The sequence below is a fragment of the Nesterenkonia sp. PF2B19 genome, from assembly GCF_001758425.2.
Lineage (GTDB): Bacteria > Actinomycetota > Actinomycetes > Actinomycetales > Micrococcaceae > Nesterenkonia > Nesterenkonia aethiopica.
Window position 1 is genome coordinate 1 of the sequence record NZ_MDSS02000040.1, and the last position, 24478, is coordinate 24478.

Consider the following 24478-nt stretch of genomic DNA (forward strand, 5'->3'; position numbering starts at 1 on the left):
GCAACGTCGTCGGCACGATCGAGGATGTTCCGACTGATGCTGACGGTGGTTTCACCACTGAGTGGACTGTTCCTGAGGGCACCGAGCCGGGTGATCTGACGGTCACTGGTACGGATGACACCACGGGTGAGGCTGCTGAGGCTACGCTCGCTGTGACCGAGGGCGAGGGCGATGAGTCTGGCACCGAGGCTGGCGATGAGTCTGGCACCGAGGCTGGCGATGAGTCTGGCACCGAGGCTGGCGATGAGTCTGGCACCGAGGAAGGCGTTGAGGACGGCACCGAGGACGGCACCGAGGATGGCGATGAGGACGGCGTCGAGTACGACCCGTCGATCAGCGTCGAGCCGGGCATCGTCACCCCGGGTGACGACGTCACCGTCGAGGGTGAAGGCTTCGTGCCTGACTCCACGGTCACCGTGGTGATCACCGACGAGGACGGCGACGTCATCGACACCATCGAAGGCGTGGAGACGGACTCCGACGGCGGCTTCTCCATCGACTGGACTGTCCCTGAGGGCACCCAGCCGGGCGAGCTGACCGTCACCGCCACCGACGACGAGGACTCGGACGTCACCGCCTCCGAGACCGTCACCGTAGTGGACGCAGACGGCACCGAGGCTGGCGATGAGTCTGGCACCGAGGACGGCGTCGAGTACGACCCGTCGATCAGCGTCGAGCCGGGCACCGTCACCCCGGGTGACGACGTCACCGTCGAGGGTGAAGGCTTCGTGCCTGACTCCACGGTCACCGTGGTGATCACCGACGAGGACGGCAACGTCATCGACACCATCGAAGGCGTCCAGGTGGACTCCGACGGCGGCTTCTCCATCGACTGGACTGTCCCTGAGGGCACCCAGCCGGGCGAGCTGACCGTCACCGCCACCGACGACACCGACCCGTCCGTCTCGGCGTCCGAGACCGTGACGATCGCCGAGCCGGCCGCGGCCGGCGAGGACGGCACCGGGACCGTCGACCCGGGCACCGGTGCTGAGGACGGCGCCGGCAAGCCGGGAGACGGCAAGCCGGGAGACGACCTCGCCTCCACGGGTGTCTCTGGCGCGATCGGTCTGGGCCTGATGGCCCTGCTGCTCGTCGTCGTCGGCTCCGGCGTATCGCCTTCGCGAAGGTTCGCCGCACCAGCTGACCAGCCATGAGCTGATCAGCCGAGCATACGCAGCTGGCGGCGCCATCACCCTCACCGGTGATGGCGCCGCCAGCTCGTCTGTTTCTGAGGCGCCCCACGCGACACCCGGCCTTGACAGGGGCGCCCCTCGCCCGCTGATGTTGTTCCAGCACCGCACCACCTGGAGAGTGACGAGGTTCCGTGACCAGACCAGAGACATCCGGCCAAGCTGACTCACCGCTGGCCCAGACACGGCGCGCACTGCGTCACCTGCCCGGCGGGGCCCGCGCCCTCACCTGGCCTCTGGTGGCACTCGTGCTCATCCACACACTGATCATCGGCCTGTGGGTCGCCCCCAGCACTCCGGCTCGCGATGCGGTGGGCCAGGACCGGGTCCGCGAGTACATCCAGCCCTGGTTCCAACAGAACTGGTCGATCTTCGCCCCGAACCCGCGGCGCGTGGCAGTCACCTTCGAGGTTCGCGCCATCGTGGAGGACCCCGACTCGGGGAACAAGGTGCACACCGACTGGGTGGACCTCATCGACAACGAGGACGGCATCGTGGCAGGCAACCCGTTCCCCGCACGCACGGCGAAGATCTCCCGCCGCACCGCGGACCGCCTCCACAGTGCCATCAGCGACATGAACACGGAGCAGCGCGACTGGCTCAAGGCCAGCTACACCGACACTCCCGTCGACCAGCTCCGGGAGCGCCTGGCGGACGTCGACGGCGGCGCCGGAACGTCAGACATCAACCGCTATATGACGGCCGACGCCGCGGCCACGCGCATCGCCACCGGTGCCGCTGAGAACATCTGGGGCGAGGACGGAGAGGTCCTCCACGTCCAGTACCGCACGTCCACCCGTCCCGCTCCGTCTTGGGACGACGAGGAGCGGACCGTGGACGACACCACCCGCACGGAGCGGGAGTACGGCTGGCGGGCGGCGACAGATCTCACCGAGGAGGAGATCGCCTCCTTCGCGCCCTACCTGGACCAGGGAGGGGACTGGCGATGAGCCTCGTACGAGACCACGTGATCCAGCCGCTCAACGACTGGAACATCCGCGGCCAGGGCTGGCTGCTCCTGCAGCAGAACGCCCTCTACGGCCTCTCAGCCACGCGCATCCTCGTCGGCGTGGCCATGCTGGGTCTGCTGCTGACGAACTTCACCTCGCGGCACATCCTCTGGGGGACGGGATCCTTCTGGGCGGAGCCGTACCGGGAGGTCAACGCCTTCGGCGAGCTCGTCGATGTGTTCGGCGTCGAATCGCCAGCCCTGTTCACCCTCATGTACATGGCTCTGATGGGTCTGGCCGTGGCCGTGATCATCGGCTGGCGCACTCGCGCCACGACCCTCCTGCTCGCGATCGGGATGGCGGCGCTGGTGGAGCGAGCCTCCCCGATGGGTGACCAGGGGGACAACATCGCCCGCATCGGGCTGCTGCTCATGGTGCTCATGAACACCTCCGCGCACTGGTCCCTGGACGCCGACGACGTCGACGCGGCGAGCAGCGCGCCGCCGCCGGGCAGCTGGGCCCGTTCGCGCACCTGTGGCACTCCCTGCCGGTGTTCCCCGGGTGGTGGACCAGTCTCATCCACAATGTGTCGCTGATCGGCCTGGCCTGCCAGATCTTCATCCTCTACACCGCCTCCGCCCTGTACAAGATCCAAGGGTCCACCTGGCAGGCCGGCACTGCGCTGTACTATCCGCTCAGCCTCCACGAGTACGGTGTCTTCCCGTGGTTGAACAGCCTGGTCACAGGCAATCCGGTGCTGCTCACAGCGCTGACCTACTTCTCCGTGTACGTACAGCTCTTCTTCGCCGTCGGGCTGCTGCACCCCGTCAGCCGCCGACTGGCTCTGGTCGGTGTGGTGCTGCTGCACGGCGGCATCGCCGTGATGATGGGTCTGCCGTGGTTCTCGCTGGCCATGCTCGCATTCGACGCCATCTTCGTCTCGAGCCGCACCTGGCGGGGCATCGAGAGGACCACCGTTGCGGTGCTGCGGTCGGTGCTGCGACGCCTCCCGGAGCCGCTGCGGGGGAAGCTGGGCGGCGGCCGGGACTCTGGGGCACCTCGTATCGAGTCGCATTCTGCCCACGGTGACCGCGACGGGGCGGTCTCGGGTGCGGGCCGCGGCGACGAGGCGGAGGAGGAGTCACGGGAGGACGAGGAGCCGGAGGCCGAACCGGCCGGTGCGCCCCGACGCACCCGGCGGTGATCGTCCCTGTCAGCGCGTCCTCGGCCGGACAGGCCGCTGGCCCGGCAACCCCAGGGAGACCAGGTGCCGGACCAGCGAAGACGGCGCGACCCGGGAGCGTCAGGGCCCTTCGCCGCTGAGTCATCCGAGGAGAATGCCGTTCAGCCCGAGAACCGCCTGATCATCCGCAGGTGTCGCTGCCACTCGTCAACCAGGGATTCCCCCTGCTCGATCCGTCGGCGCCCCCAGAAGTCCGGGAGCACTGCCATCCTGACAATGCATCATTGCTCGTGGCAACAGTTCCCGCTCGGATTTCTTCAGGGAATGTCCTGGTTCTCGGGCGCCGTGTCCTCTCAGGTGTGGGCTTCTCAGACTCGCGGCCCGGACTCGGGGGTGCAGGAGAGCGCGGTGGCCAGCTGCACCACCTGCATGGCCCACGGGGCCGAGGTCCAGCCTCCCGGCCCGACGGTGCGTACCTCCCACCGTGTGGTGTTCAGCAGGGCCAGGTTGCTGTTGACGTACTGCGTGGCGTTCGGGCCCACGGTGAAGGTGTGCGTGGGCGTGTTGGAGGTGGGGGAGGAGAAGCGCTGGATCTGGTAGCCCTGGCGTGGCAGCGTGCCGGCAGGATGTGACCAGGTGATGGTCAGCCGTCCCAGCAGCAGCGAGCCTGAGCAGCTCAGGTTGGCCACGGGCGGCACCGTCGCCGCAGACAGCGTGGCCGCGCCTGCAGGCTGCTGGTGGGTCCATGAGGCCTCCGTCGGTTCGATGCGGGGCGCCACCGAGCTCGAGACGCCGAGGCAGACCAAACCCAGCACGGCGATCGCGGCCAGGAGGCGTCGCATCATCGCGCCTCCCCGTCGTGGGTGTCGGCTGGATTCGCCGCATCTGCCGCCCCGGCGGCAGTTCGGCGCCGACGGCGAAGCAGGTGCCCCACCGCCAGGGAACCGAGAGCGGCGAGCAGCAGGAGCAGCAGCGCTGCTCCCGTGCTGGCCAGGTCTTCGGGCTCACGTGCCGTCGGGTCGTCGGTTCCCGGCACGTGATCCTCCGCCCCCTGGTCCGGCACGTCGTCCGGGCTCGGGGGGCCCTCCGTGCTCGGTGGGGTCACCGTCAGGTCGTCGCCGAAGGCCTCCGCATGCACCCGCAGGGACGTCAGCCCGGAGGACGGCTCGGACGTCGCCCCGTCGCTCAATGTCACCAGGACACGCAACCACTGCGGGTCGGTGGCGTCGACCGCCCCGAGTGACTCCACGGACCCGTCCCGGGGCACGTCCTCGGCCTCCCGGAGCACCACGGACCCGTCCGGACACACCGCCTCGGCGGTCAGCGCCGGGTCAGACCACGGCACCCTGCAGGACTCCACGCGCACCCTCAGCGGGACGTCCCCGGTGCTGCTGAGCCCGAGACGGAGCTCGCCCGGCCCCGGCGCATCAGTCTCCACGGCGACCTCCCAGGGCACCACCTCACCGGGTGCCAGTGTGCGGGAGGCCTGCGGCAGGTAGGAGGACGTCAGCTGCAGGTGCTGTCCGGCGATCACCTCCACCTGAGGCTCATCATCGAGGGCCTCGGCGTGGGCTGCCGGGGCGTCCGCCATCAGCAGTCCACCGGAGGTGAGCGCCGCGCAACCCCCGACCATCACACCCAGGGCACGGGCACTGGGTGCGGAGGCGTGGCGGGGGCGGTGCCGTCGCGACGACGTCGATCCGCCGTCCCGCGGCCAGAACGCCCAGCCGACCAGCAGGGCGGCGGCCACCGTGATGGTGCCCATCACCCAGGGGTCCCCCATGCGGTGGATGGGCTGGGCCAGACCCGGCACCGACCAGAGCACCTCGCGCACCTCGGTCACGGTGTACGGGTAGGGGTCCTCGGAGTCATTGGCGTCCCCCTGCATGGTGAGCACCCGTTCCTCGGGTGCCTCACCCGGGCTCACCGACGTCACCCGGTGCGTGACCGGCATCTGGCCCGGCCGGTCGACCGTCACGACGTCGCCGACCTCCACGACCGCGGCGGGGACCTCCTGGACCACTGCGGCGGAACCCTGGGGGATCGTCGCTCCATGGAGCCGGTGCGGAACAGGATGAGCGAGATGCCGAACAGATGAGCGCATATCACCAGCACGATCGCCGTCAGACCCGCCAGGGCGGCGAGCCACAGCAGCACCTCCACGCACGCTTTCCGGATACGGGACACGGCGCTCACCCGCTCGAGGAGGTCCCCACGGCGCGCCACAGCGGCGTCGTCGAGGTGCCCTGGACCTGATTCGGGGCGGTGGAGGACAGGGTCAGCTCCAGGCAATAGTGCACCTCGGAGCCCTGGTCCGCCGCGACGGTCTGGCTGTCTGCCGCGTCGCCGGTGAGCGCCGTGCCCCGGGACACCACCACGGTCCCGGCGTCGAAGCTGGCTGCGTTGCAGGTGGTTCCCGAGATGGTCCGCACCCCGTAGGTCATTGCATTCGCCAAGGTGCCGGTGTTGCCGTCGTCGCTCTGCAGCTGCACGGTCCCACCGGCGGACCCGGCTGCGGTGCGCACGCTGAACGAGGCGTAGGTGCGCTGGCCAGGGGTCAGCCCACTGGCCACGGTGAAGCTCAGCTGATGGGGGTCCTCCGCGTCCGTGGTGCGGAAGGTCGACCCGTCGGTGGAGCCCTCCAGGGTGAAGTGCCCGGCCGAGACGGTGCCTCCGGCGAACTCCGAGTCGTTCCACGATGCCAGCGTCACCGAGCTCCCACGCCGAGCACCAGCCGCTGGCCGCCAGAGCCCGGATCCTCCGGGAGAGCTGGCCACGGCGTCCGCGGCGGGGCCCCTCGGCAGAGGCCGGCGCCGCCTCGGTCATGGGTTGTCGACCGAGGTCGCCGTGACCTCCCAGGTCACCTCCGTGGTGTCATCCTGGACGAAGTCGTCCTGACTGGCCTGGACTTCGAAGCACAGCAGCACAGGTGTGCCGGCGTCGCCGTCCCCGGCGGACAGGTCGAAGGAGGTGGTGCTGCCGATGCCCTCGCTGAGGTCCGCGCCGGCGGCCACCGAGGTGCCGCTGGCGGCGCCTGCGGCATCGCAGGAGTCCGGGTCGGCCAGCACCTCGTAGGACAGGTGCGCCGCGTTCTCCCCGCTGGAGGCGACCACGCCGATGCCGTCTGAGGCCTCCACGGTTCCGTCGATGGTGGTGTCGGCGTCCAGGCGCACCCAGAACGGCGCGTAGACAGTCTGCCCCGGGGTCATGTTGTCCGCCGCGAAGGTCAGTTGGGCGGCCTCGTCGACGGCGTCATGGTCGTTGTAGGCCTCGCCGTCGGTGGACCCCTCCAGGTTGAACGACGCCGAGCCGAAGAGTCCTTCCGCGAACTCCGAGTCGTTCCAATTGGCCATCGTCACCGCCGCCCCCAGGCCCAGGACGAGTCCTCCGGCCAGTACGGCCTGGACCTTCCGGCGACGGGCGGTCTTCTGTGCGGGTGTGCGTGCCTCGGTCATGGATGCCCCCTGGACGAGTGAGTCGCGCCCGCGGAATGCTGAATCGTCCCGTCCCGAAGACAGGCGGGTTCAGCTGCCGAGCGTCCCTGTCGAATGTAATGCGCTTCACCCTCTGGAGCAAGGGTTTCCACGGGGTCGCCAGTGCGGCGGGGGTCTGAGCAGCTGGGGTCAGAAGAGCGTCGCCGCGTCGGCCGGGCGCTGCAGACGAAGGGCCGGGTTCCGGGCCAGCCCGCCGGCCCACGCCTCCGGCGGGACTCCCAGGTCCTGGACGAGGTTGGCCACCACCACCGCGGTGGTCAGGCCGACGAGCTCGCCGAGCTGCTCCTCCGTGTAGTCGGTGGCCCCACCCGTATGGGTGAAGGAGTTCCGCACTCGGGCTGTGCGCTCGGCCCATTCTTGGACCGGCAGCTTGACACCGATCCGGTCCGCCAGCTTCACGCGCTCGGCCATCGCCACCAGCTTGAGGCGCAGCGTGGAGTCCTTCCGCTGGCGCTTCGACCGGTTGTCGGTGGTGGCGAAGAGCGCCTCTGCGGCGGCGACGACCACCAGCAGGTTCAGCTCGGTGTAGCGGTGCGGAGCGCGAAGCATGCCCATGAGCAGGTCGACGGTGACGCGGTGCTTCCGGCGCAGCTCGTACCACCTCGGCAGGGCGGTGGTGATCGCCAGGTCTGCCGCAGAGAAGATCAGGGCTCCTCGTGGGGCGATCTGGGAAGGGAAGGACAGCGTCTGGCGCCAGAAGAGCTGGGCCTCGTCGTCTGTCTCGCCGGTGGGGATGCGGGCGTGCATTGCGGACGGAGGGGCCAGCGAGGCCAGGGAGAACAGATCCTGGACGGCGTGTGCGTTGCGCCGTATCTCCTCCACCGACAGCCCTTCAGGGTCACGGTCCGTCACGGCCACCTGGACGTGGCCGCGGGCGGGATCGGGGGTGAATCGCAGACTGTGGGTCTCAGCGTGCTGACCGATGCGGCACGGCACCGCGACGGAGACAGGATCCCCCTCGGCGGCCTCTGATCCCGCCTCCTCGTCCGCGACTCTCCCAGAGCTCCAGGGAGTGAGCTCCGGGATCTCGAGAAGGGCTCGGCGGAAACGGTGCTCATCGGGGGACTCGACGGTCTCGCCGACGAGCATCGCGTCGACGGCGACCTCCCCCTCGTCGGGAGTCGGGCTGTCATCGCCCTGGAGGGGCAGCGTGCCGAACAGGGTCACCGGCCGACCGGTCACCTGCTCGGTGGGGACCAGAGCGGCGGCGGCCCGTTCGGTGGCGGGATCGGCGGCCGGACCCTCCAGCAGGCCATGGAACACGCCCGTGCTCCAGGCGGGGACGGGCGGGACGTCGCCCGAGCGGAGACGCAGATGCCCGCCCTGGGACCGACTCACGGTCAACGTGCCGGGGCGTCGGGGAGAGGGCCTGTCGTGCGGCCACCACGTGCCGGACAGGTGCTGCTGCAAGATCACGGTCGTCGTTCCTCGGGTGACGGAGGGCGCGCTGCGGGCCCGGACGCGGGGAATCGTCATGGGTTCCTGACCCGGAGCGGAGCTCGGATCAGCGCCTTCTGAGCGGGAGCACCGGTCACTGCGGAGCCTGAAAGACACGGTTCAGACCAGTCCTCACAACCTCCTCATTGAAGCACTTTCGCGCCCCCTCTGGTGAACTGGCGAGTCACAATGGCGCTGACCTGGGGCTCCCGGATGACATATGACGTTCGTCGCATTCCCGGCCGGTGTTGGCGGAGGAATCGGAGCTCCTGAAGCGGGGGCGAGGCGCTCTACGGTCTCTTTCGTCGGGGGAGTATGAGACGATGCGGGCATAGTCACAGAAAGACAGGACATCTGTTCGTCTGATCAACAGGATCCATGCGCTCGGGACACGATCCGCCCGGGTCACCTGCGGATCGAGGGACGAGTGTGGCCTGTCACCCGTTCGCGCTCCCATCTGGGGCATCCGATCCGGCGCGGCAGAGCTCCCCCAGGGGACCGGAGTTCCCTGGGCCGACGGAGAAGGACGCCCCATGCCCGATCCCTCGTACCCCGATCCCTCGTACCCCGAGGCCCGGCCCGGCCACTGCCCACGGCGCGGCGCCTCCGCCGCTCTGGCCCGCACGGCGCTGGAGCAGCACTGCCTGGAGGTCGCGGCACCGGTGGTGCTGGTCACCGGCGTGTTCGGCACGGAGCGTGCCGGTCTGCTCGCCCACGGATCGGCGCGAGCCCAAGCGACGCTCGAGGTCGTCCCCACCGTGGAGTCCCCGGAGGCCCCGCTCACCCGCCGCCTGGGGCTCCTCCGCGAGCTCGGTATGCAGGAGGCGGCCCGCAGACTGATGGACGGCTCGGCCGGCGGCCCCGTGACCAGCACGGTGGAGCGGCATCTCCTCGTCGACCAGGCCGACCTGCTCGACGAGGACTCCTCAGATGTGCTCGACGCCGTGATCCGTTCCCACCGGGTGGGCGTGCTGATGACGGCCTCAGGGTCCTCTCGCATCGTCCGCCGGCTCGCACGCGTGCTCAACGGCCCGCGGGGGCTGCATCTGGAGCTCGCCACGCTCACCCTCGAGGAGACCCGGAGTCTGCTGGCGCAGATGCTCGAGGAGCCCCCGACGTCGGCGCTGGCCCGGTACCTCCATGCCTGCACCGGTGGCGTGCCGGAGGACCTCTCTGTTCTGGCGCGACATGGGGCGGCGCAGGGCTGGATCGGCACCGTCGACTCGCGCAGCGTGGTGGTGCATCCGCCGCAGTGGCTGGACCGTCGTGCCGCCGACGCCGTGCTCGGACGCCTCCGTGAGGCGTTCGGCGCCCAAGGCGTGCAGGCGCTGCGGACCATCGCGCTCCAGGGGGAGGTACGCATGGACGACGCGATGGACTCCGACACCCTCCGCGAGACGATCTTCCCGTTGGAAGAGGCCGGACTGCTCACGATCCGGCGCTCCGGCGTGGCCGTCACCCGCCCCGTCCACCAGCACAGCCTGGTGATGTCCCGCCAGCCTGTGGCCGAGCCGCCGAGGACCCCGGAGGGCACGTTGCATGCCTGCTCCGTGGGGGACCCGGTGACCCCGGAGGAGGCGCGCGCGGCCGCCTGGCACCTGCTGGAGCTGGGTCACGTGGACCAGGCCCGGTTCGTCCTCCAGGCGCTGCCGTCTGACGACGTCGGACGCACCCATGTCCAGGCATGCTGCGAGATCGCCGTCGGCGCACCCCGCCGTGCCATGCGACTGTTGCGGCCGCTTGTCGCTGATGCGGACACGACGGCTGTGGCTCTGCTCGCGTTCATCGAGATCGTGCTGCTGCGAGACGTCGACGCCGGAGCCCACCGCCTCACCGCGCTGGCCCACGCCGCACAGACTCGCCCTGATCTGGACGATCTGCTGCAGGCGCTGTCGCACCTCCAGGACTACGCCGTGAGGAGCTCCTCAGGACATGGGGGTGCCGCGCCGGCGTCGGCTGGGCATGCGCCGGCGGAGGGGACCGCGCTGGAAGAGACCGCGCCGGAGGGAGCCGCGCCGGGGGCGTCGAGGGACACCGCAGAGGCCAGCACGTTGGAGGAGCCGGAGGCTGGCCCGGACCTCGCCCAGCTGGGGCGTGCGCTGCTGGCGACCCTGCAGGCCTGTCGTGCTGCCCACCAGCACGACCCGCAGGAGCCCGCTCGGCCCGTCTCGCCGGAGGCGGTGCCCTTCCGCGAGGTGCCGATCATCGCGTCGAACTGGGTGGCCAGCGTGCTCGGGGCCGCGCGGCTGCTGCTGACCCCCGAGGAGGACGTCCTCCCTGAGGACTGGTTCGAGGGAGAGTCGGTGGACCGGGTCCTGCTCCGGACCACCAGCACGGAGCTGATGCGCATGCTCCAGGACCTCATCTGCGGGGAGCCGCTGGATGATCTGAGGAACCTGCTGGAGGACATCTGGGCTCAGTTCGACGGCGGCCTGCCGCAGGGGCCCGTCCGGCGCACGCTGCTGGAAGCCCTCGACCACGCCGTCGAAGGGGGCCGAGCCGAGGAGCTGCTGGGCCCTCCCGGCTACGTCCGGCCGCCCACCGGAGGGCTCTACGATTCGGCCTGGAGGCAGGTGCTCATCTCTGTGGGGTACTTGCTCGACGCCGTCGTCCTCGGCGACCCAGACCGCCTGGAGCAGACCGTGGAGGATGCGCCACAGGATCCTCCGCATCGACGGATGGTGCTGCGCTGCCTGATCCTCCGCGGTCTGCACACGCTCCCCGAGCAGTCCCTCGCCCCGCTGATCCGCCACGCCCGCTCCGTCGGCGTGGAGCCCGTCGTCGTGGAGCTCCTCGCGGCCAGACTCGACGGGGACACGCACCGGGTTCACGACGCCGTCGCCGCCCTGGAAGGGCGTGAAGGCCGGTTCCGCGTCGCCTCCGTGGCGCGTCGCCCCGTGCGGCTCGCGCCCGGAGTCACGGGACTGACCGTCGAAGGCCGCGACCGCCTGGCGCTGCTCTCGGCCCGCGAACGGGAGGTCACCGAACAGGCCGTCCAGGGGATGAGCCTGGCAGAGATCTCCGAGTCCCTGCGGATCTCGCTGCGCACCGTCCAGAGCCATGTGCGCAACACCTACCGGAAGCTCGGCGTCAGCTCCCGCACAGAGCTGCGCTCCCAGCTCTTCGAAGCGAGGGATCGCCGATGACCCGCGGTCCTCTGCGCCTCCGGACCCCTGACCTGCCCCTTCCCGCCCGTCTCGTCCGCCAGTTCCTGGACGACCCGGCCGGCGGCTCCTGGGTCCTCCACCTGCCTGGGCACTGGGGCGTGGAGGCCCTGCTGGCCGCGATGCGGGAGTCCGTCACCCCGGCGGTGATCGACGGACTGGGCGGTCGGCCCTCGTCCTCGACCGGGGCCTCCGTCCCTCCGGCACCGGACTCCCACGGCCGCGCCGGACCGGTGGTGGTGCTGTGGCCCCGTCACCTGTCGGAGGACGTCCTCGACGACGTCGTCAGCCTCGGGGTCTCCGGGCGCCGTCGTCTGCTGGTGGTCGTGCGTTCTCCCCAGGACGTCCCGGAGCGCCTGCACGAGCTCGAACGCACCGGCCAGCTGCGCGCGGTGTTCCCCGGGACGGTGAGCGCCCGCGAACTCGGCGTCCAGGTCAGGCGGCACCTCGGCGGACCGGTGTCGCTGCGCGTGGTGAGACGCCTCTACCACCTCTCGGCGGGCCAGCAGGCGCTCGCGGAGAGTCTGCTGGACATGGCGAGAAGCGCCGGGACCCTCCGAGAGGATGAGGGGTTCTGGGAATGGGCCGGTGACGAGGAGGAACTCCATCAGACGCTGTCCCAGGCCGCCGACAGTCTGCTGCTGGGCCTCGAGATCGACGAGCGGGAGCTGCTCACGCTGGTCGCCATCGCTGGTCGGATCCCTGAGCAGCACGCACTGGACCATTACGGGGAAGAGCCGCTCGCCAGCCTCGTGGCCCAGGGACTCTTGGGTCATGAGACCACGGCGGCGGGGGGCTGGTCGGACCTGCGCGTCACTGCCGAAGGGGTGCGCCTGATGATCCTCAGCGAGATGCGCTGGGCCGACATCCTGCGCTGGTGGCACGACGAGGGCCGCGGCATCGACCACACCCAGGGCGGAGACTCCTCCGCGACGGCGCTGCGGTGGTGGCGCGCCCGGGCGCAGCAGACACCGAGCCTCGAAGAGGCTGCCGACCTGGCCCGCCGTGGCCTCGCGGCCTCCTGGTATCGGATGGTGCAGGTCCTCACCGAGCTCTATCCCCGCCCCTCCGCAGAACTGATGGTGCTCGCCGCACGGGCGGACTACGCCCTGGGGGACGTCGACGGAGCGCTGCATCGTCTGGCATCCCTGCCGGAGGCAGCCGGCCGCGCCGAGATCAGGGAGGGTGTCCTGGTCGCTGAGCGGATCCGCCTGTTCCACCCCGAGAGGTCGCTTCCTGTGGTGGAGTCCCTGCGCAGCCGAGCCGGAGAAGGCTCACCCACCAGCACCTTCGACGCGGTGCTGGCGATGAGCGATGACCCGGAGCGCACCGAGGAGCTGCTCGCCGCTCTGCAGACTCTGCGCGCCTCCGAGGACTGCGAGGAGTCGCTGCTCAGCCAGCTCTGCGCGGGCACGCTCCTGGGAACCCGACACCAGTCGGACCTCGGTCGCGAGGTGCTCTCCACGCTGATCGACGTCCTCCGCCGGGAAGACGGGTTCCCGGATATGGAGGAATGTGCGGTGGCGATGCTGCTGCTCATCTCCGCCACCTCCGGGTGGCGCGTCGACATGCTGCGAGTGGAGACCGACATCTGGAACGAACGACGCCTGCGCAGCCCGGCGCTGGCCGGCGTCGGTGACCTGCTGGCTGCCTTCGCCGCGATGCAGGACGACCGCATGCACCTGGCCTTCCGCAGCGCCGCCTCGGCGGCCAGGATCCACGCGGTGGGAGACTCGTACGGGCTGCTCGGCTTCAGTCGGGCGCTCGCCCTCGCGGCGGCCTCTCTGATGGCGCAGCCCCCGCGCATGATCCTCCCTGATCCTGAGTCCCCCGACTCTGTGCATGCGGACTCTGTGCATGCGGACTCTGTGCATGCGGACTCTGTGCATGCAGACCCCGTGCACGCCGGCCCGGAGCGGCACGAAGCCGGCGCCGCCGACGGGATCCCCTGGCTGCGCCTGGCAGGGGAAGGTCTGGCTCTCTGCGCCGCGGGACTGACCGAGGAGGAGCTGGGTCGACGGCTGGAGAGCCTCGCGCAGCAGGCCGGGGACGCCGGTGAGACGGCCCAGGAGCAGCTGCTGCTGCTCATGGTGCTGCTGCGTCGTTCTCCGCAGGCGGCTCGTCAGGTGGCGCGAGCCCGATGGCGGGATGATCCGGGCCGCCCCCGGCTCATCCGGCTGTTCGCCGAAGCGCAGGGCACCGACGACCCCGTCGCCGCCGTCGACGCCGCGGAGAGACTCATCGGATCCCACGCGCGCCTGCTGGGGCTGGCGGTACTGGCCAAGATGTGGGATCGGCGGGAGGACCTTGACGCCGGGCTGAGGGTCCGGCTGCTCAATCTGGTCCTGGACTCGCGGCGTCCGGGCGAGGAGTCCACCATGTTCCGCGAGCATTTCGAGCTCACCCTCACCGGCCGGGAGGCGCCGGTGTTCGCCGGGCTGCGGGCCGGCCGGACCACGGCGCAGATCGCTCGCGACCTGCATGTCTCCTCGCGCACCGTGGAGGCCACGATCTCCGGAATGCTGCAACGGTTCGGCTGCGGCAATCGGATGGAGCTGCTGTCCCTTCACCTGCGCATCGAGCCCTTCGAAGCTCCCGTTCGGTGAGTCGGGCGTCCGTCCGGCGGTATCAGGCCGACCCCGTCTGATGCGTCCTCGGAGTCTCCGAGCACAGCCCTGACCTGCACTCCTGCGGTGATGACACATGTTCGTGCGCGCATCTTTCGCAGGCCGTGCGAGGAGCTGTCGTCGTGTTGTTCGGACAATGGGCATGTCCCGTCCGGGTGCTCGGCGGCAGATGCGCAGGAGACCGTCGCATCTGTGGTGCGAAGGCGGATTCCGGTCCGGTCCGCGCGTCCCTAGGTTGAAGAGGTGCCCTTGGAGCACTCATCGCCGATGACCTGGAGGGATCGCGAGATGACCACGCATGCACCTGAGACGGCCCGCGCCGTCGAACCTCACCCTGAACCCCTGTGCGGGCCCCCTGTCGATCCGGACGGACGACCATCGGGTCCAGGCGCACCTCCTCCGGGAGCCCCGGCGCGGACCGTGCCGATCGTGGACGTCACGGTCACTCCCATGGACCGTGATGCCCTGCTGCTGCGGCTGGCCCAGGAGATCGCCTCCGGGGGACGCGTGACCGTGGCCGGGCACAACCTGCATTCGGCGTATCTGATGCGCACCGAGGAACCGTTCCGACGCTTCTACGAGCAGGCCGAGGTGCGGCTCATCGACGGCATGCCTCTGCTGGTGCTGCTCGGCCTCCGGGCGGCTCGCGACGGACGGTCCCGGCTGGGTCCGCGGCACCGTCTGGGATCCACAGACTGGGTTCCTCAGGCGGTGCACCTGCCGGCCGTCCGTCGCCTCGCCCTGCTCGGGGCCTCGGCCTCTTCCAACGCCGAGGCCGCGGAGCGACTCTCCCGCAGCGCCAGCCGGGGCACGGGCGGCGCTGTCGAGGTGCTGTCCGTGCCAGCCGACCCGTGGGCTCCTGAGGACCTCGACGACGTCGTCGCCCGCCTCAGCGCCTTCGCGCCCCAGATCCTGCTCATCGGCATGGGCATGCCGCTGCAGGAGCAGATCGCCGTCGCCCTGCGGGCCCGCACCGAGATTCCGGTCATCGCGACCGTGGGCGGAGCCATCGACCAGATCTCAGGAGCTCAGTCGTTGGCTCCGCGCTGGCTGGGGCGGGCCGGACTGGAGTGGGCGTGGCGTCTGGCCTCGGACCCGCGGCGTTTCGCCGGCCGCTACCTGGTGGAGCCGGTCCGCCTGGCCCGTCTGATCCTGCGCGGTGCGGCATGAGTCCCGACGACATGACGACAGACGGCCCCGCGGAGGGTCCCACCGGGAGCCCTTTCGACGGCGGCCTCGCCGCCGAGCCGCTCGTCACCGCTGTGATCCCGACGGTGGGCCGCCCCAGCCTGCGGGAAGCGGTGCGCTCCGCCCTGCGCCAGAGCGTGCCCACCGTGCCGCTGGTCGTCGTCGACGACCTCGATGCGCTGTCGGTGGTGCAGAGTCGCCTGACCGGGCTGGAGTATCGCCTGGTGTGCACCGCGGGTCGGCAGGGAGCCGGAGCCGCGCGCAACCTCGGGGTGCAGTTCGCCGAGACCCCGTGGGTCGCCTTCCTCGACGACGACGATGACTGGGTCGCCGAGAAGGCCGAGTCGCAGATCAGACTCAGCCCGGCGGGTGAGCCAGGGCACGCGCGCGCAGCGGCGGAGGGCACCGTGATGTCCTGCCGCGCGCTGCTCGTCGGCGCCTCCACCCGGGCGGTCCCGGAGCGCCCTTACAGGACGAGGCTGGGGCCCGACGGAGCAGTGGCGCCCGGAGTGGTCGGCTACGTGTTGGACCGCTCCACGGTGCGGCTGCGTCGGAACTTCCTGCAGACCTCCACCCTGCTGTGCCCCCGCGAGACCGCCCTGGACGTCCCGTGGGACGAGAGCCTGAACCGGCACCAGGACTGGGACTGGCTGATCCGACTCGAGAGCGCCGGGGTGCGCATCGAGACCATCCCGGACATCCTGGTGCGCGTCCAGCAGGGCAGCGTCGGATCAGTCTCCCGCAGCCTCGACTGGGAGGGCAGTCGTGCCTGGCTCGACTCTCTGCTGGTGGAGGTGCCGGCCGCCGCTCGGGCCGACTTCATGGCCTCCGTGGTGGCCCGCGGCGCCCTGGCTTCACGCGCCTGGTCCCGGGGGATCCGGGAGCTGATCTCCGGGCTGCGTGCGGGTGCTCATCCCGCGGCGCTGCTGGTGGGACTGAGCGGGATGGCGGCCCCCCGGCTGCCGGTGCATCATGGCTGAACGCAGCTGGGCCGCCGCGTTCCTTCGCACGGCCGGGCTGCGCATCGCGGTGCTGCCGGTAGCTGCGGCCCTGACCCTGACCAGTGCGGGCTTCACCATGCACTTCGCCGGGGCGGCCGCCTTCGGCTTCATCGTGCTGGTGGCCCAGCTGCGTATGGCGCTGCCCTTCGCGGACCTCGGGCTCGGTGCGGCCGTCTCCCGGGCCGTGGCGCGAGCCGGTGAGTCCCCGGCGGCTCGTCGGGAGGCCGCCGCACTGCCAGCGTCAGCACCGCGCGCCTGCTGGCCGTGGTCGGCGTCGCCGGCTCCGTGCTCGCTCTCGCGGTGGGGCAGGCAGGGCTGTGGTCGTGGGTCTTCGGAGTGCCGGTCGAGCTGCGGGGGCAGCTCGACGCCGCGATGACGATCTCTCTGGTGCTCTTCCTGCTCACCCTGCCGCTCGGTCTGGCCGAGCGGGTGCTGATCGGCCAGGACCGGGCGGATCTGCTGGTGCTTCTGGGCCTCGTCCCCGGGGCCGTCAACCTGGCGTTCGTGCTCCTCGCGGGCATGGCGGGTGTCAGCCCCATGTGGCTGGCGCTGGGCCTGCCGATCGGCATGGTCGTGTTCCTGCTGCTCTGTCGGCGTGCGGCCGCGCGGTCCTGGGACACCGCCCCGGAGGTGTTCGACGACGCCGGCACCGTGGCCGGGAGCGAGCCCCCGAAGGGTTCCGCAGGGCCGTCGATGGGCAGCATCCTGTCCGGCGGGCTTCCGGTGCTCATCGCCAGCGCCGGGATGGTGCTGCTGGAGCAGCACGGCCGGTTCGTGCTGGCCGCCGCCGCCACTGCGGAGCAGCTGAGCGAATACTCGTTGGCCCTGCAGCTCTACATGCCGATCTACTCGGTCATGTACATGGCGGGCATCGTGTTCTGGCCGCGGTTCTCCAGGAGCCTCGACCGAGGTCTGTGGATTCGGGCCAATGCTGCTCTGACGGGGCTGGGACTCGCCGCCGCCCTCGGATACCTGCTCCTGGCCCGCCCCGTCTCCCGGCTGGTCTCCGGCGGCGAGCTGCAGCCGTCCTGGATGCTCACCGCCGCCATGGCGATCCTGCTGGTCGCGCAGTCGGCGCATCTGACCCAGATCAATCTGCTCACTGACCGCTCAGGCTTCACGTGGCAGGCTCTGATGTCCTGCGTCGCCCTGGCCTGCGCGGTGCCGCTGAGCGTCCTCGGGGTCCACCACGGCCTCGGGGCCGCCGCACCGCCGATGGCGATGATCGCCGTCGTGGTGACGCTGCAGGTGCTCCCCGGCGCGCTCGTCGCCGCCCGCCGCACCGGTGCCGCAGTGCGGTCACTCGGAGAGGCCGCTGCACCCCCTGACGCCCCCGCGGGCCTCACGCCTGCGAACCCCTTCACGAACACCGATGAGGACACAGGTGGCGACGCCGTCGACGTCACCGTCATGACAAGGAGCACCCGATGACGAGGACCACGCTGAGACAGCTCCTCGGGCCCGTCCCGGACCCACTGGTGAGGCATGTGATGTACCGCCGCCGCTTCGGCCGGTGGGGCGACTTCCGCCGCCCCACCCGCTTCACCGAGGTCCTGACCCGCCGGATGCTGGCCGAACGCACCCAGCAGATCGCCTGGACGTGTGACAAGACGCGGATGAAGGAGTACGCCGCCAGGACGTGCCCCCAGCTGCAGGTGCCGGCGACGCTCTGGCGCGGCCGCGAGGTCGACGATCTGAACGTCTCAGACCTGCCGGAGCGCTGGGTCATCAAGCCCAACCACGCGAGTGGGATGGTCGCCTTCGGGGACCGATCCACCACCGTGAAGGAGCTGCGGGGGACCACACGCGGCTGGCTGCGCACCTATGACCGGGCCGCCCTGGGGGAGTGGGCCTACCGGTGGGCGGACCACAGCCTGATCGTGGAGCCGGACCTGAGCCGGGACCGCGGCCGAGACCTGGTGGACTACAAGTTCTATGTCTTCCACGGTCGGGTGAAGATGCTGCACCGCTCCTCGGGGCGCTTCACCGCCGGCCATGGTGAGCGGTTCTACAGCCCGGACTGGCGGATCCTGGACCTCTACAACGGGGTCACCCAGGAGCCGGAGGCCCCGCGGCCGACGTCGCTGGCGGAGATGATCGCCCACGCCGAGGCGCTGGGCGGCGGATTCGGCTTCATGCGGGTGGACTTCTACGAGATCGACGGCGTGCCGTGGTTCGGGGAGCTCACGCCCTACCCGTCGGGTGGGATGGATCCCTTCGAACCGGAGGAAGTAGACCTGGAGATGGGCCGCTGGTGGATGGATGCCCCCGAGGGGAGCCTGCGATGAGTCTCGACATCGTCCCCGAGAGCGGCGCCGCCGGCCCACCCCGTGGGCGTTCCACGCCGAGGGAGCAGACGCCGGATGTGTGGTCTGCGCCGGCGTCCGAGCCGGGCGTCGGCGCAGTGGTGACCGTCCCGCACACCTGGGCGGCAGCCTCCGTCGAGCTGCGCGGGCTCACCCACCGCCGGGGGCGAGGAGCCTGGCGGCTCACCGCCCCTGGCGGCGCAGACCGTGCGGTCACCGCCCCTGATGCTGCGGCCCCTGATGCTGCGGTGCCCGTCTCGCTGGTCGGCACCGGTGAGCTGCGCCGCTGGCACCGCCGCGTGTCCGGTGGGATCGCCGCCACGGACCAGCTGCTCATCCTGGTCACCCTGTTGGGGCTGCACCTGCTCGGGGTCCTGCCTTCGGGCATCGGGGAGGCGTCCCTCTCGGCCGGCGTGCTGGTGGTGTGGGGACTGCTGCTGGCCGTGGCCCGCACCCGCAATCCCCGGCGCTTGGGCACCGGCGTTCGAGAGCTCGGACGGGTGCTCACCGCCTCCGGCGCGGTGCTGGGCCTGACCGCGGTGCTGGGACTGGTGCTTCCGCAGGCGGCCCTGCGGCCCTGGGCGCTGGCGGCGATCCCCGCCGGTGTGGTCCTCCTGCTCGTCGGACGTCTCGTCTGGCGGCGCACGCTGCGGCGCCGTCGCGACTCCGGTGAGGGGGTCAGGCGAGCCCTGATCATCGGGGAGAGGGGCAAGGTGGGCCACCTGGCCGACCATCTGCGGCGACTCGGCCCGGACAGCGGCTTCCTCCCCGTGCGGCTGATGGTCAAGGAGCCCCGGGACGAGCTCGACGCCCCACCGGGAAGCGTTGCCGTCGAGGCCCGGGCCTCCCGGGAGCAGATCATCGCGCAGGCCCGCGACGCCGTCACCCGGGACGCCGTGGACACGGTCATCCTCACCGGCGCCGATCAGCTCACGCCCCAGGCGCTGCGCGAACTCGGCTGGGCGCTCGCCGCACTGGACGTCACCCTGGTGACGGCTCCGTCGTTGAGCGAGGTCTCCGCCAGCCGCCTGCACACCACCAGCGTCGACGGGGTTCCGCTGGTGCAGGTGGACTACCCGCAGCTCAGCGGTGCGGCGGCGGCGCTCAAGCGTGCCTTCGACATCGCCTTCTCCCTGGCGGCGCTGCTGGGGCTGCTGCCTCTGCTGGTCGGGGTCGCGGTGCTGGTCCGCCGGGACAGCCCCGGCCCGGCGCTGTTCTCCCAGACGCGGGTGGGGCTGCGGCATGCGCGCTTCCGGATGCTGAAGTTCCGCTCCATGGTGACCGACGCCGAGGCGCGCCGGGAGGAGCTGCTGGGCTCCTCCGAGGGGAATGCGGTGATGTTCAAGCTGCGCCACGACCCCCGCGTGACGAAGGTCGGCGCCGTGATCCGCCGGCTCAGCATCGACGAGCTCCCGCAGTTCCTCAACGTGCTGCGCGGCGAGATGTCCGTGGTGGGGCCGCGGCCGCCGCTGGTCAGCGAGGTGGAGAACTACGCGGAGTCCGATGAGCGTCGCCTGCTGGTCAAACCCGGCATCACCGGGCTGTGGCAGGTGGGCGGCCGCTCCGACCTCAGCTGGGAGGAGTCGGTCCGGCTGGACCTCTACTACGTGGAGAACTGGTCGTTGACCGGCGACATCGGCATCGTGCTGCGCACCCTGCGGGCGGTGGTGCGCGGTGCCGGAGCGTACTGACCCCCCGTGAGCAGCAGTCTCGGCGGATCCCGCGGGAGACGCGTCGCGCCGGCGAGGGCGACGCCACTCGTGCCGCAGGCGACGACGAGCATGACAGGCACGACGACGACAGCAGTGAGACATCAGACAGGACTGGGGAAACCATGAGACCGAACCATGCACAGGAGATCTCAGACGGCCGCCTGGTGGAGGCGCAGCTGCTCCTCGACGAGCCGCAGCTCACCGACATCCTGACGGGGCCCGGGCCGTGGAGCGGCGCACTCCCGTTGCAGGGCAGCTCCACCCAGGGCAGCTCCACCGGGAGCGGTGCCACGTCCCGGAGCACCCTGGAGCTCGTCCCGGAGCCCTCGGGCGCTGTGCGGCTGCGCCTGGTGCCGAGCAGGTCCGCCTCGGTCGCCGAAGTCGATGAGCAGATCAGGAGCGTGCTCGGTCTGCTGGCGTTCGGCCACCTGGCCGCCCGCCCCGCCGTGACGTATCAGGCCCGGACCGTCGCCGACGGCGGCGAGAGCTCCGAGGAGGTCTGGGTGACGCGAGATCTGTCGGGGACCCGCGGGGAGCCGGCCGACGTGGACGGGGCCGAGCCTGGCCCGCCGCTGTTCAGTACGACGGACGTCGCCTTCGCGGACCTGCTGACCGGCTGGCAGGAGCTGCGCACCCAGCATGAGACGGCACTGTCCCTGCTGCTGGCCGGCACCGGGCTCTCCGAGGAGTTCCCGGAGGCCAGCATGCTGGTCCTGCTGGGCGCGGCCGAGGCGATCTTCGTCACCACGTCCGGTCTGCGCCGTCGCGAGATCAAGGACTCCACGCTGCGCCGGAAGCTCGAACATCTGGCTCAGCAGGTCGGCGTCGACGAGGTCGTGGCGCCCGAGATCCCCGCCGCGGTCTGGGCGGAGCATGCGGCACGGTTGCGCAGCACCTTCACGCACAGCGGGCGGCTGGACCCGGGAACCGCCGCTGAGTTGAGGCTGTTGGTCCAGCTGACCGCCGGCGTCGTGGTGCTCATGCTGCTGCGGGAGCTGGGCGTCCCCGCCGGAGAGGACCGCCGGCGCCTGCGGAGCCTGCCGATGCTGCGGAAGGTGGTGCCGGCACCGCGGGCGAGCACGTCCCCTACTGACCGCCCTCCGGCGAGTGCACCTCCAGGCCTCGTCGGAGGGCTTCCGGCGTCGCTCCCTGGCGACGTGCAGGTCTGCGCCTCGGAGAGGAGAGCGTCATGAGCATGTCCACCATGCTGGCCCATGCCGTGGGACGCCGGCGCGAGGACGGGTCCGCGCCATCTGGCCCGGAGCCTGACCCTGCGCCCGCGCCTGAGCTCGCCCCTGAACCCGCGCCTGAGCTCGCCTCTGAATCCGCCCGGGAGGCGGAGCCTGACCCGCCGTCCGGCGGCGAGGTGTGCCGTCCCTGGGACGCGGCACGTCCGCACAGCGGGAGCCTCGTCTGGGCAGGGGAAGAACCTGGGTGGCCCACGAATCGACACGATCGACAGGAGGAGTCACAGATGACGGTGCGGGACATGCTGCGCGTGGTGCGCCGATACTGGAGATCCTCCTGCGCGCTGTTCCTGCTCGGTCTGGTGCTCGGGGCCGCCTTCTTCGTCCTGGCGCCTCGGGAGTACACCTCCACGGCGCGGATCTACGTGACCACCGCCACCGGTGAGGATCTGTCTCAGCTGCAGCTGGGGCGGTCCGTCTCCGAGCAGATCGTGGCCAGCTACGCCGACCTCGTGAGCACCCCGGTGGTCCTGGAGCCGGTCATGCGGCGCGAGGGGGTGGAGGAGCCGCTGGCCGATTTCGCGGACTCTGTCGATGCGGAGGTGGTCGACGGCACGACCCTGCTCGAGCTCTCGGTGCGCGCGTCCAGTCCTGAGGTCTCGATGGCCCGGACCGAGGCACTGACCGACAGCCTCGTGGAGTTCGTCGGTGACCTCGAAGCGATGCAGGGGGCACCGCAGGACCTGATCTCCGTGAGCATCATGCAGCCCGCCGTGCTGCCGGAGGCGCCGACCTCCCCGCAGCCGCTCCTGGTGTTCGGCGGAGCCGCCGGTGCCGGGGCCGCCCTGGGGCTGGGGTCGGCCGCCCTGCGGGATAGTCTGAACCGGAGGGTGCGGGACCGCCATGACGTGCAGGCCAGCACGTCGATGCCGGTGCTGGAGCTGGGTGAGGAGCCCGAATCCGACGCGGCCGGGGCCATGCGGAGGATCCTGGCTCCGATGCAGGCCCTGCGCGCCCGGTCAGGAGGCCGTGGTGCCGAGAGGCCCGCACCGGTGATGCTCGTGGCCGGCGTGGACCCGGATGTGCTCTCCGCCGACGTCGCCGAAGCTCTCGCCCGCGCGGCTGCAGGCGATGGTTTCCGCGTCCTGCTCATCGAAGCCTCCGGAGGGCACGGGTGGGCGGCGGCCGATCTGCCGCAGAGCCCGCAGAGCGCGGAGAACGGCCGGTCCTCCCCGGTTGCGGGAGTGTCCGTGCGTGGACGGCGTCCCGCTGCCGGCGTGGAGATCATGGCCCTGGACGCCCCGACAGGTGCCCTCGAGGCCGACCTCCGGCACACGCGACACACCGTGGACCGCGCCCGGACCGCCTGCGATCTGGTGATCCTCAATGCCGCACCGGTCTCCGCCGACGCCCGGGGCCTGGGGCTGGCGGGGGACGCCGACGCCACGTGGCTCGTGCTCCGGGCTGGGCACACCGTCCAGGAGGAGCTGTCCGGGGCCCTGGGTGTGCTGGAAGGACTCAGCCGGTCCCTCGCCGGCGTCATCGTGGTGGGGAGGACGACGGCGCGCCGCCGCCGGCGCGCTCGCCGGGCGGCGTCTCGTGGTGCGAGCTCCCACCGTGGGGCGCCTCCGCGGGAGGGTCCTCGCGGAGGAGGACGGCACGGAGGAGGACGGCACCGGGGAGGGCAGCGCCGGGCAGGTAGGCGAGGGCAGCGACCATGACCCGTCGGCCGGCGGGCACGCTCCCGTCGGGGCTGCAGAGGGTGCTGTCCGGCGGGCTGATCCTCTGCGCGATCATCAGCGTGCTCTTCGTGGGGCGGTTCTCCCCGCTGCCGATGACGATGCTCCTCGATGCGTGGATCATCCTCTTCATCGGCGCCGTGCTCCTGCGCGGCCGCATTCTGACGCTGCTTCCGCTCAGCCTCGTGGCGATCTACGCCTACACCCGAGTCATGGGGGTCTGGGTGACGGACGTCCCGTGGGACGACTTCGTCCAGGCCTACCGGTGGCTGCTGTACCTGGTGGCCATGGGTGTCGCCGTCGGGCAGCACTGGACACGCCGCGGGGCGCTGACCACGTTGACCTGGTGGCTGGTCTCGCTGGCGACGGTCAAGGCGGCCCTCACCTGGGTGGTCCATGGGCCGGGGGAGCGCCCTGGCCTGTTCCTGGAGAACAACTTCGAGCTGGCGCTGTTCAGCGGGCTCACCGCCGTCGTGCACCGGGGATCGCCCCGGTCACGCCTGTGGCTCCTGCTCCTGCTGGGCGTCCTCACGGTGCTCTCCGGGTCGCGCAGCGGGGCGGTGGCCTATGTGCTGTGCTTCCTCTACGCGATGCTGAGCACCCGGACCCGCGACGTGTTCCTGCGGATGGTCGCCCTGGCGGTGCCCATGCTGGTCGCGGTGATTCCGGTGGTGATCTTCCAGGAGCGTGCCGCGGAGTCCGAGGTCATCGACCGTGTCCGGTTCTTCGACGTGTTCCTCCGGGAGACGCAGGACTGGGGGCCGGTCAACTGGCTGGTGGGCACGCTGCCGATGACACCGATGAGCCCGGCCACCTGCGAGGAGCTGGCCTACTATGAGGCCCTGTTCTCCTCGGCGGAAGACGGCACCTGCTATTCGGTGATCCTGCACGCCTTCGCCCTGCGGGTGGTCTTCGACGCCGGGGCCCTCGGCGTCGTGCTCATCCTGGCCCTGCCCTGGATCTTCCTGCGTCGCGCGGGGGTGTCGGCGCTGCTCGCGGCGACCCTGATGGCGATCGCGGTGACCAACAGCGTCTCGGTCAGCGGGTTCAACAACCCCTACGTGGTCCTGCCGTTCCTGCTGGCCATCCTCACGTCCTCCCGGGCCTCCGCGGGGGAGTCCGAGGGAGAGCCCACCGGGACGAAGCCCTGGGCCCCGCCCAGCACCCGCACAGCACGACGGCGGGGGCCCGCCTCGCCCCGCCCCGCGCGGAGTGCGCGGACGGAACCGAGGAGGACCCCCGCCGTCGTCGTGAGTGGTGACGGTGAGAGGTGACGAGATGACGAGGGGGCGACGGCGCG

Annotated in this window: 19 protein-coding genes and 1 pseudogene; 15 read left to right on the top strand and 5 right to left on the bottom strand. The window is 71.0% G+C overall.

Going from position 1 to position 24478, the window contains the following annotated elements; genetic code table 11:
• The 4 genes and pseudogenes from BCY76_RS18185 to BCY76_RS11920 all read left to right on the top strand — a co-directional run.
• Window positions 1-1154: pseudogene (locus BCY76_RS18185) on the top strand (hypothetical protein); the annotation flags it as partial.
• 170 nt (window positions 1155-1324) lie between these two features.
• Complete coding sequence (locus BCY76_RS11910) at window positions 1325-2140, top strand: DUF5819 family protein (RefSeq protein ID WP_070159846.1); 816 nt, start codon at window positions 1325-1327, stop codon at window positions 2138-2140.
• Window positions 2137-2736 carry a hypothetical protein gene (locus tag BCY76_RS11915; RefSeq protein WP_139827763.1) on the top strand — a complete coding sequence of 200 codons (600 nt, stop codon included), beginning with the start codon at window positions 2137-2139 and terminating at the stop codon, window positions 2734-2736. The genes BCY76_RS11910 and BCY76_RS11915 overlap by 4 nt, the downstream gene beginning before the upstream one ends.
• Window positions 2727-3344: an HTTM domain-containing protein gene (locus tag BCY76_RS11920; RefSeq protein ID WP_085437730.1), complete on the top strand. Its 618-nt coding sequence runs from the start codon at window positions 2727-2729 to the stop codon at window positions 3342-3344. The genes BCY76_RS11915 and BCY76_RS11920 overlap by 10 nt, the downstream gene beginning before the upstream one ends.
• A gap of 347 nt (window positions 3345-3691) precedes the next feature.
• On the opposite strand, the gene BCY76_RS11925 is transcribed toward BCY76_RS11920, so the two are convergent.
• The 5 genes from BCY76_RS11925 to BCY76_RS11945 all read right to left on the bottom strand — a co-directional run bounded on the left by BCY76_RS11925 (window position 3692) and on the right by BCY76_RS11945 (window position 8233).
• Window positions 3692-4168 (bottom strand): hypothetical protein, encoded by a 477-nt coding sequence (locus BCY76_RS11925; RefSeq protein WP_085437731.1) that lies wholly within the window; start codon window positions 4166-4168, stop codon window positions 3692-3694.
• Window positions 4165-5346, bottom strand: coding sequence for a hypothetical protein (locus BCY76_RS18640; protein ID WP_201791126.1), 1182 nt, complete (start codon window positions 5344-5346; stop codon window positions 4165-4167). The genes BCY76_RS11925 and BCY76_RS18640 overlap by 4 nt, the downstream gene beginning before the upstream one ends.
• A gap of 169 nt (window positions 5347-5515) precedes the next feature.
• The gene (locus tag BCY76_RS11935; RefSeq protein ID WP_070159850.1) at window positions 5516-6034 is read right to left on the bottom strand and encodes a hypothetical protein; all 519 of its coding nucleotides are present in this window, start codon (window positions 6032-6034) and stop codon (window positions 5516-5518) included.
• Between the two features lie 111 nt (window positions 6035-6145).
• A complete protein-coding gene (locus BCY76_RS11940) occupies window positions 6146-6778 on the bottom strand; it encodes a SipW-dependent-type signal peptide-containing protein (RefSeq protein WP_070159852.1) in 633 nt (210 codons plus the stop codon).
• 168 nt (window positions 6779-6946) lie between these two features.
• Entirely contained in the window at window positions 6947-8233 is a 1287-nt protein-coding gene (locus tag BCY76_RS11945) for a HEPN domain-containing protein (RefSeq protein WP_139827765.1), read from the bottom strand.
• Window positions 8234-8787: 554 nt separating this feature from the next.
• On the opposite strand from BCY76_RS11945, the gene BCY76_RS11950 reads away from it, so the two are divergent.
• The 11 genes from BCY76_RS11950 to BCY76_RS11995 all read left to right on the top strand — a co-directional run bounded on the left by BCY76_RS11950 (window position 8788) and on the right by BCY76_RS11995 (window position 24452).
• Window positions 8788-11400, top strand: coding sequence for a helix-turn-helix transcriptional regulator (locus tag BCY76_RS11950; protein ID WP_085437733.1), 2613 nt, complete (start codon window positions 8788-8790; stop codon window positions 11398-11400).
• Window positions 11397-14024: a LuxR C-terminal-related transcriptional regulator gene (locus BCY76_RS11955; protein ID WP_070159860.1), complete on the top strand. Its 2628-nt coding sequence runs from the start codon at window positions 11397-11399 to the stop codon at window positions 14022-14024. Before BCY76_RS11950 ends, BCY76_RS11955 begins: the two co-directional genes overlap by 4 nt.
• A gap of 471 nt (window positions 14025-14495) precedes the next feature.
• A complete protein-coding gene (locus BCY76_RS11960) occupies window positions 14496-15215 on the top strand; it encodes a WecB/TagA/CpsF family glycosyltransferase (RefSeq protein WP_070159876.1) in 720 nt (239 codons plus the stop codon).
• Window positions 15216-15226: 11 nt separating this feature from the next.
• Window positions 15227-16213, top strand: a complete 987-nt coding sequence (locus BCY76_RS11965) for a glycosyltransferase family 2 protein (protein WP_070159862.1) — start codon at window positions 15227-15229, stop codon at window positions 16211-16213.
• The gene (locus BCY76_RS17630; RefSeq protein ID WP_139827767.1) at window positions 16206-16610 is read left to right on the top strand and encodes a hypothetical protein; all 405 of its coding nucleotides are present in this window, start codon (window positions 16206-16208) and stop codon (window positions 16608-16610) included. The genes BCY76_RS11965 and BCY76_RS17630 overlap by 8 nt, the downstream gene beginning before the upstream one ends.
• Window positions 16499-17665 carry a hypothetical protein gene (locus BCY76_RS11970; protein ID WP_085437734.1) on the top strand — a complete coding sequence of 389 codons (1167 nt, stop codon included), beginning with the start codon at window positions 16499-16501 and terminating at the stop codon, window positions 17663-17665. The genes BCY76_RS17630 and BCY76_RS11970 overlap by 112 nt, the downstream gene beginning before the upstream one ends.
• Window positions 17662-18522 carry an ATP-grasp fold amidoligase family protein gene (locus tag BCY76_RS11975; protein WP_070159865.1) on the top strand — a complete coding sequence of 287 codons (861 nt, stop codon included), beginning with the start codon at window positions 17662-17664 and terminating at the stop codon, window positions 18520-18522. The genes BCY76_RS11970 and BCY76_RS11975 overlap by 4 nt, the downstream gene beginning before the upstream one ends.
• Complete coding sequence (locus BCY76_RS11980; protein ID WP_085437735.1) at window positions 18519-20231, top strand: sugar transferase; 1713 nt, start codon at window positions 18519-18521, stop codon at window positions 20229-20231. Before BCY76_RS11975 ends, BCY76_RS11980 begins: the two co-directional genes overlap by 4 nt.
• A gap of 143 nt (window positions 20232-20374) precedes the next feature.
• A complete protein-coding gene (locus tag BCY76_RS11985) occupies window positions 20375-21445 on the top strand; it encodes a hypothetical protein (protein ID WP_085437736.1) in 1071 nt (356 codons plus the stop codon).
• Between the two features lie 281 nt (window positions 21446-21726).
• The gene (locus BCY76_RS11990) at window positions 21727-23160 is read left to right on the top strand and encodes a Wzz/FepE/Etk N-terminal domain-containing protein (protein WP_139827768.1); all 1434 of its coding nucleotides are present in this window, start codon (window positions 21727-21729) and stop codon (window positions 23158-23160) included.
• Window positions 23157-24452, top strand: a complete 1296-nt coding sequence (locus tag BCY76_RS11995) for a hypothetical protein (protein WP_070159874.1) — start codon at window positions 23157-23159, stop codon at window positions 24450-24452. The genes BCY76_RS11990 and BCY76_RS11995 overlap by 4 nt, the downstream gene beginning before the upstream one ends.
• The last annotated feature ends 26 nt before the right edge of the window (window positions 24453-24478 follow it).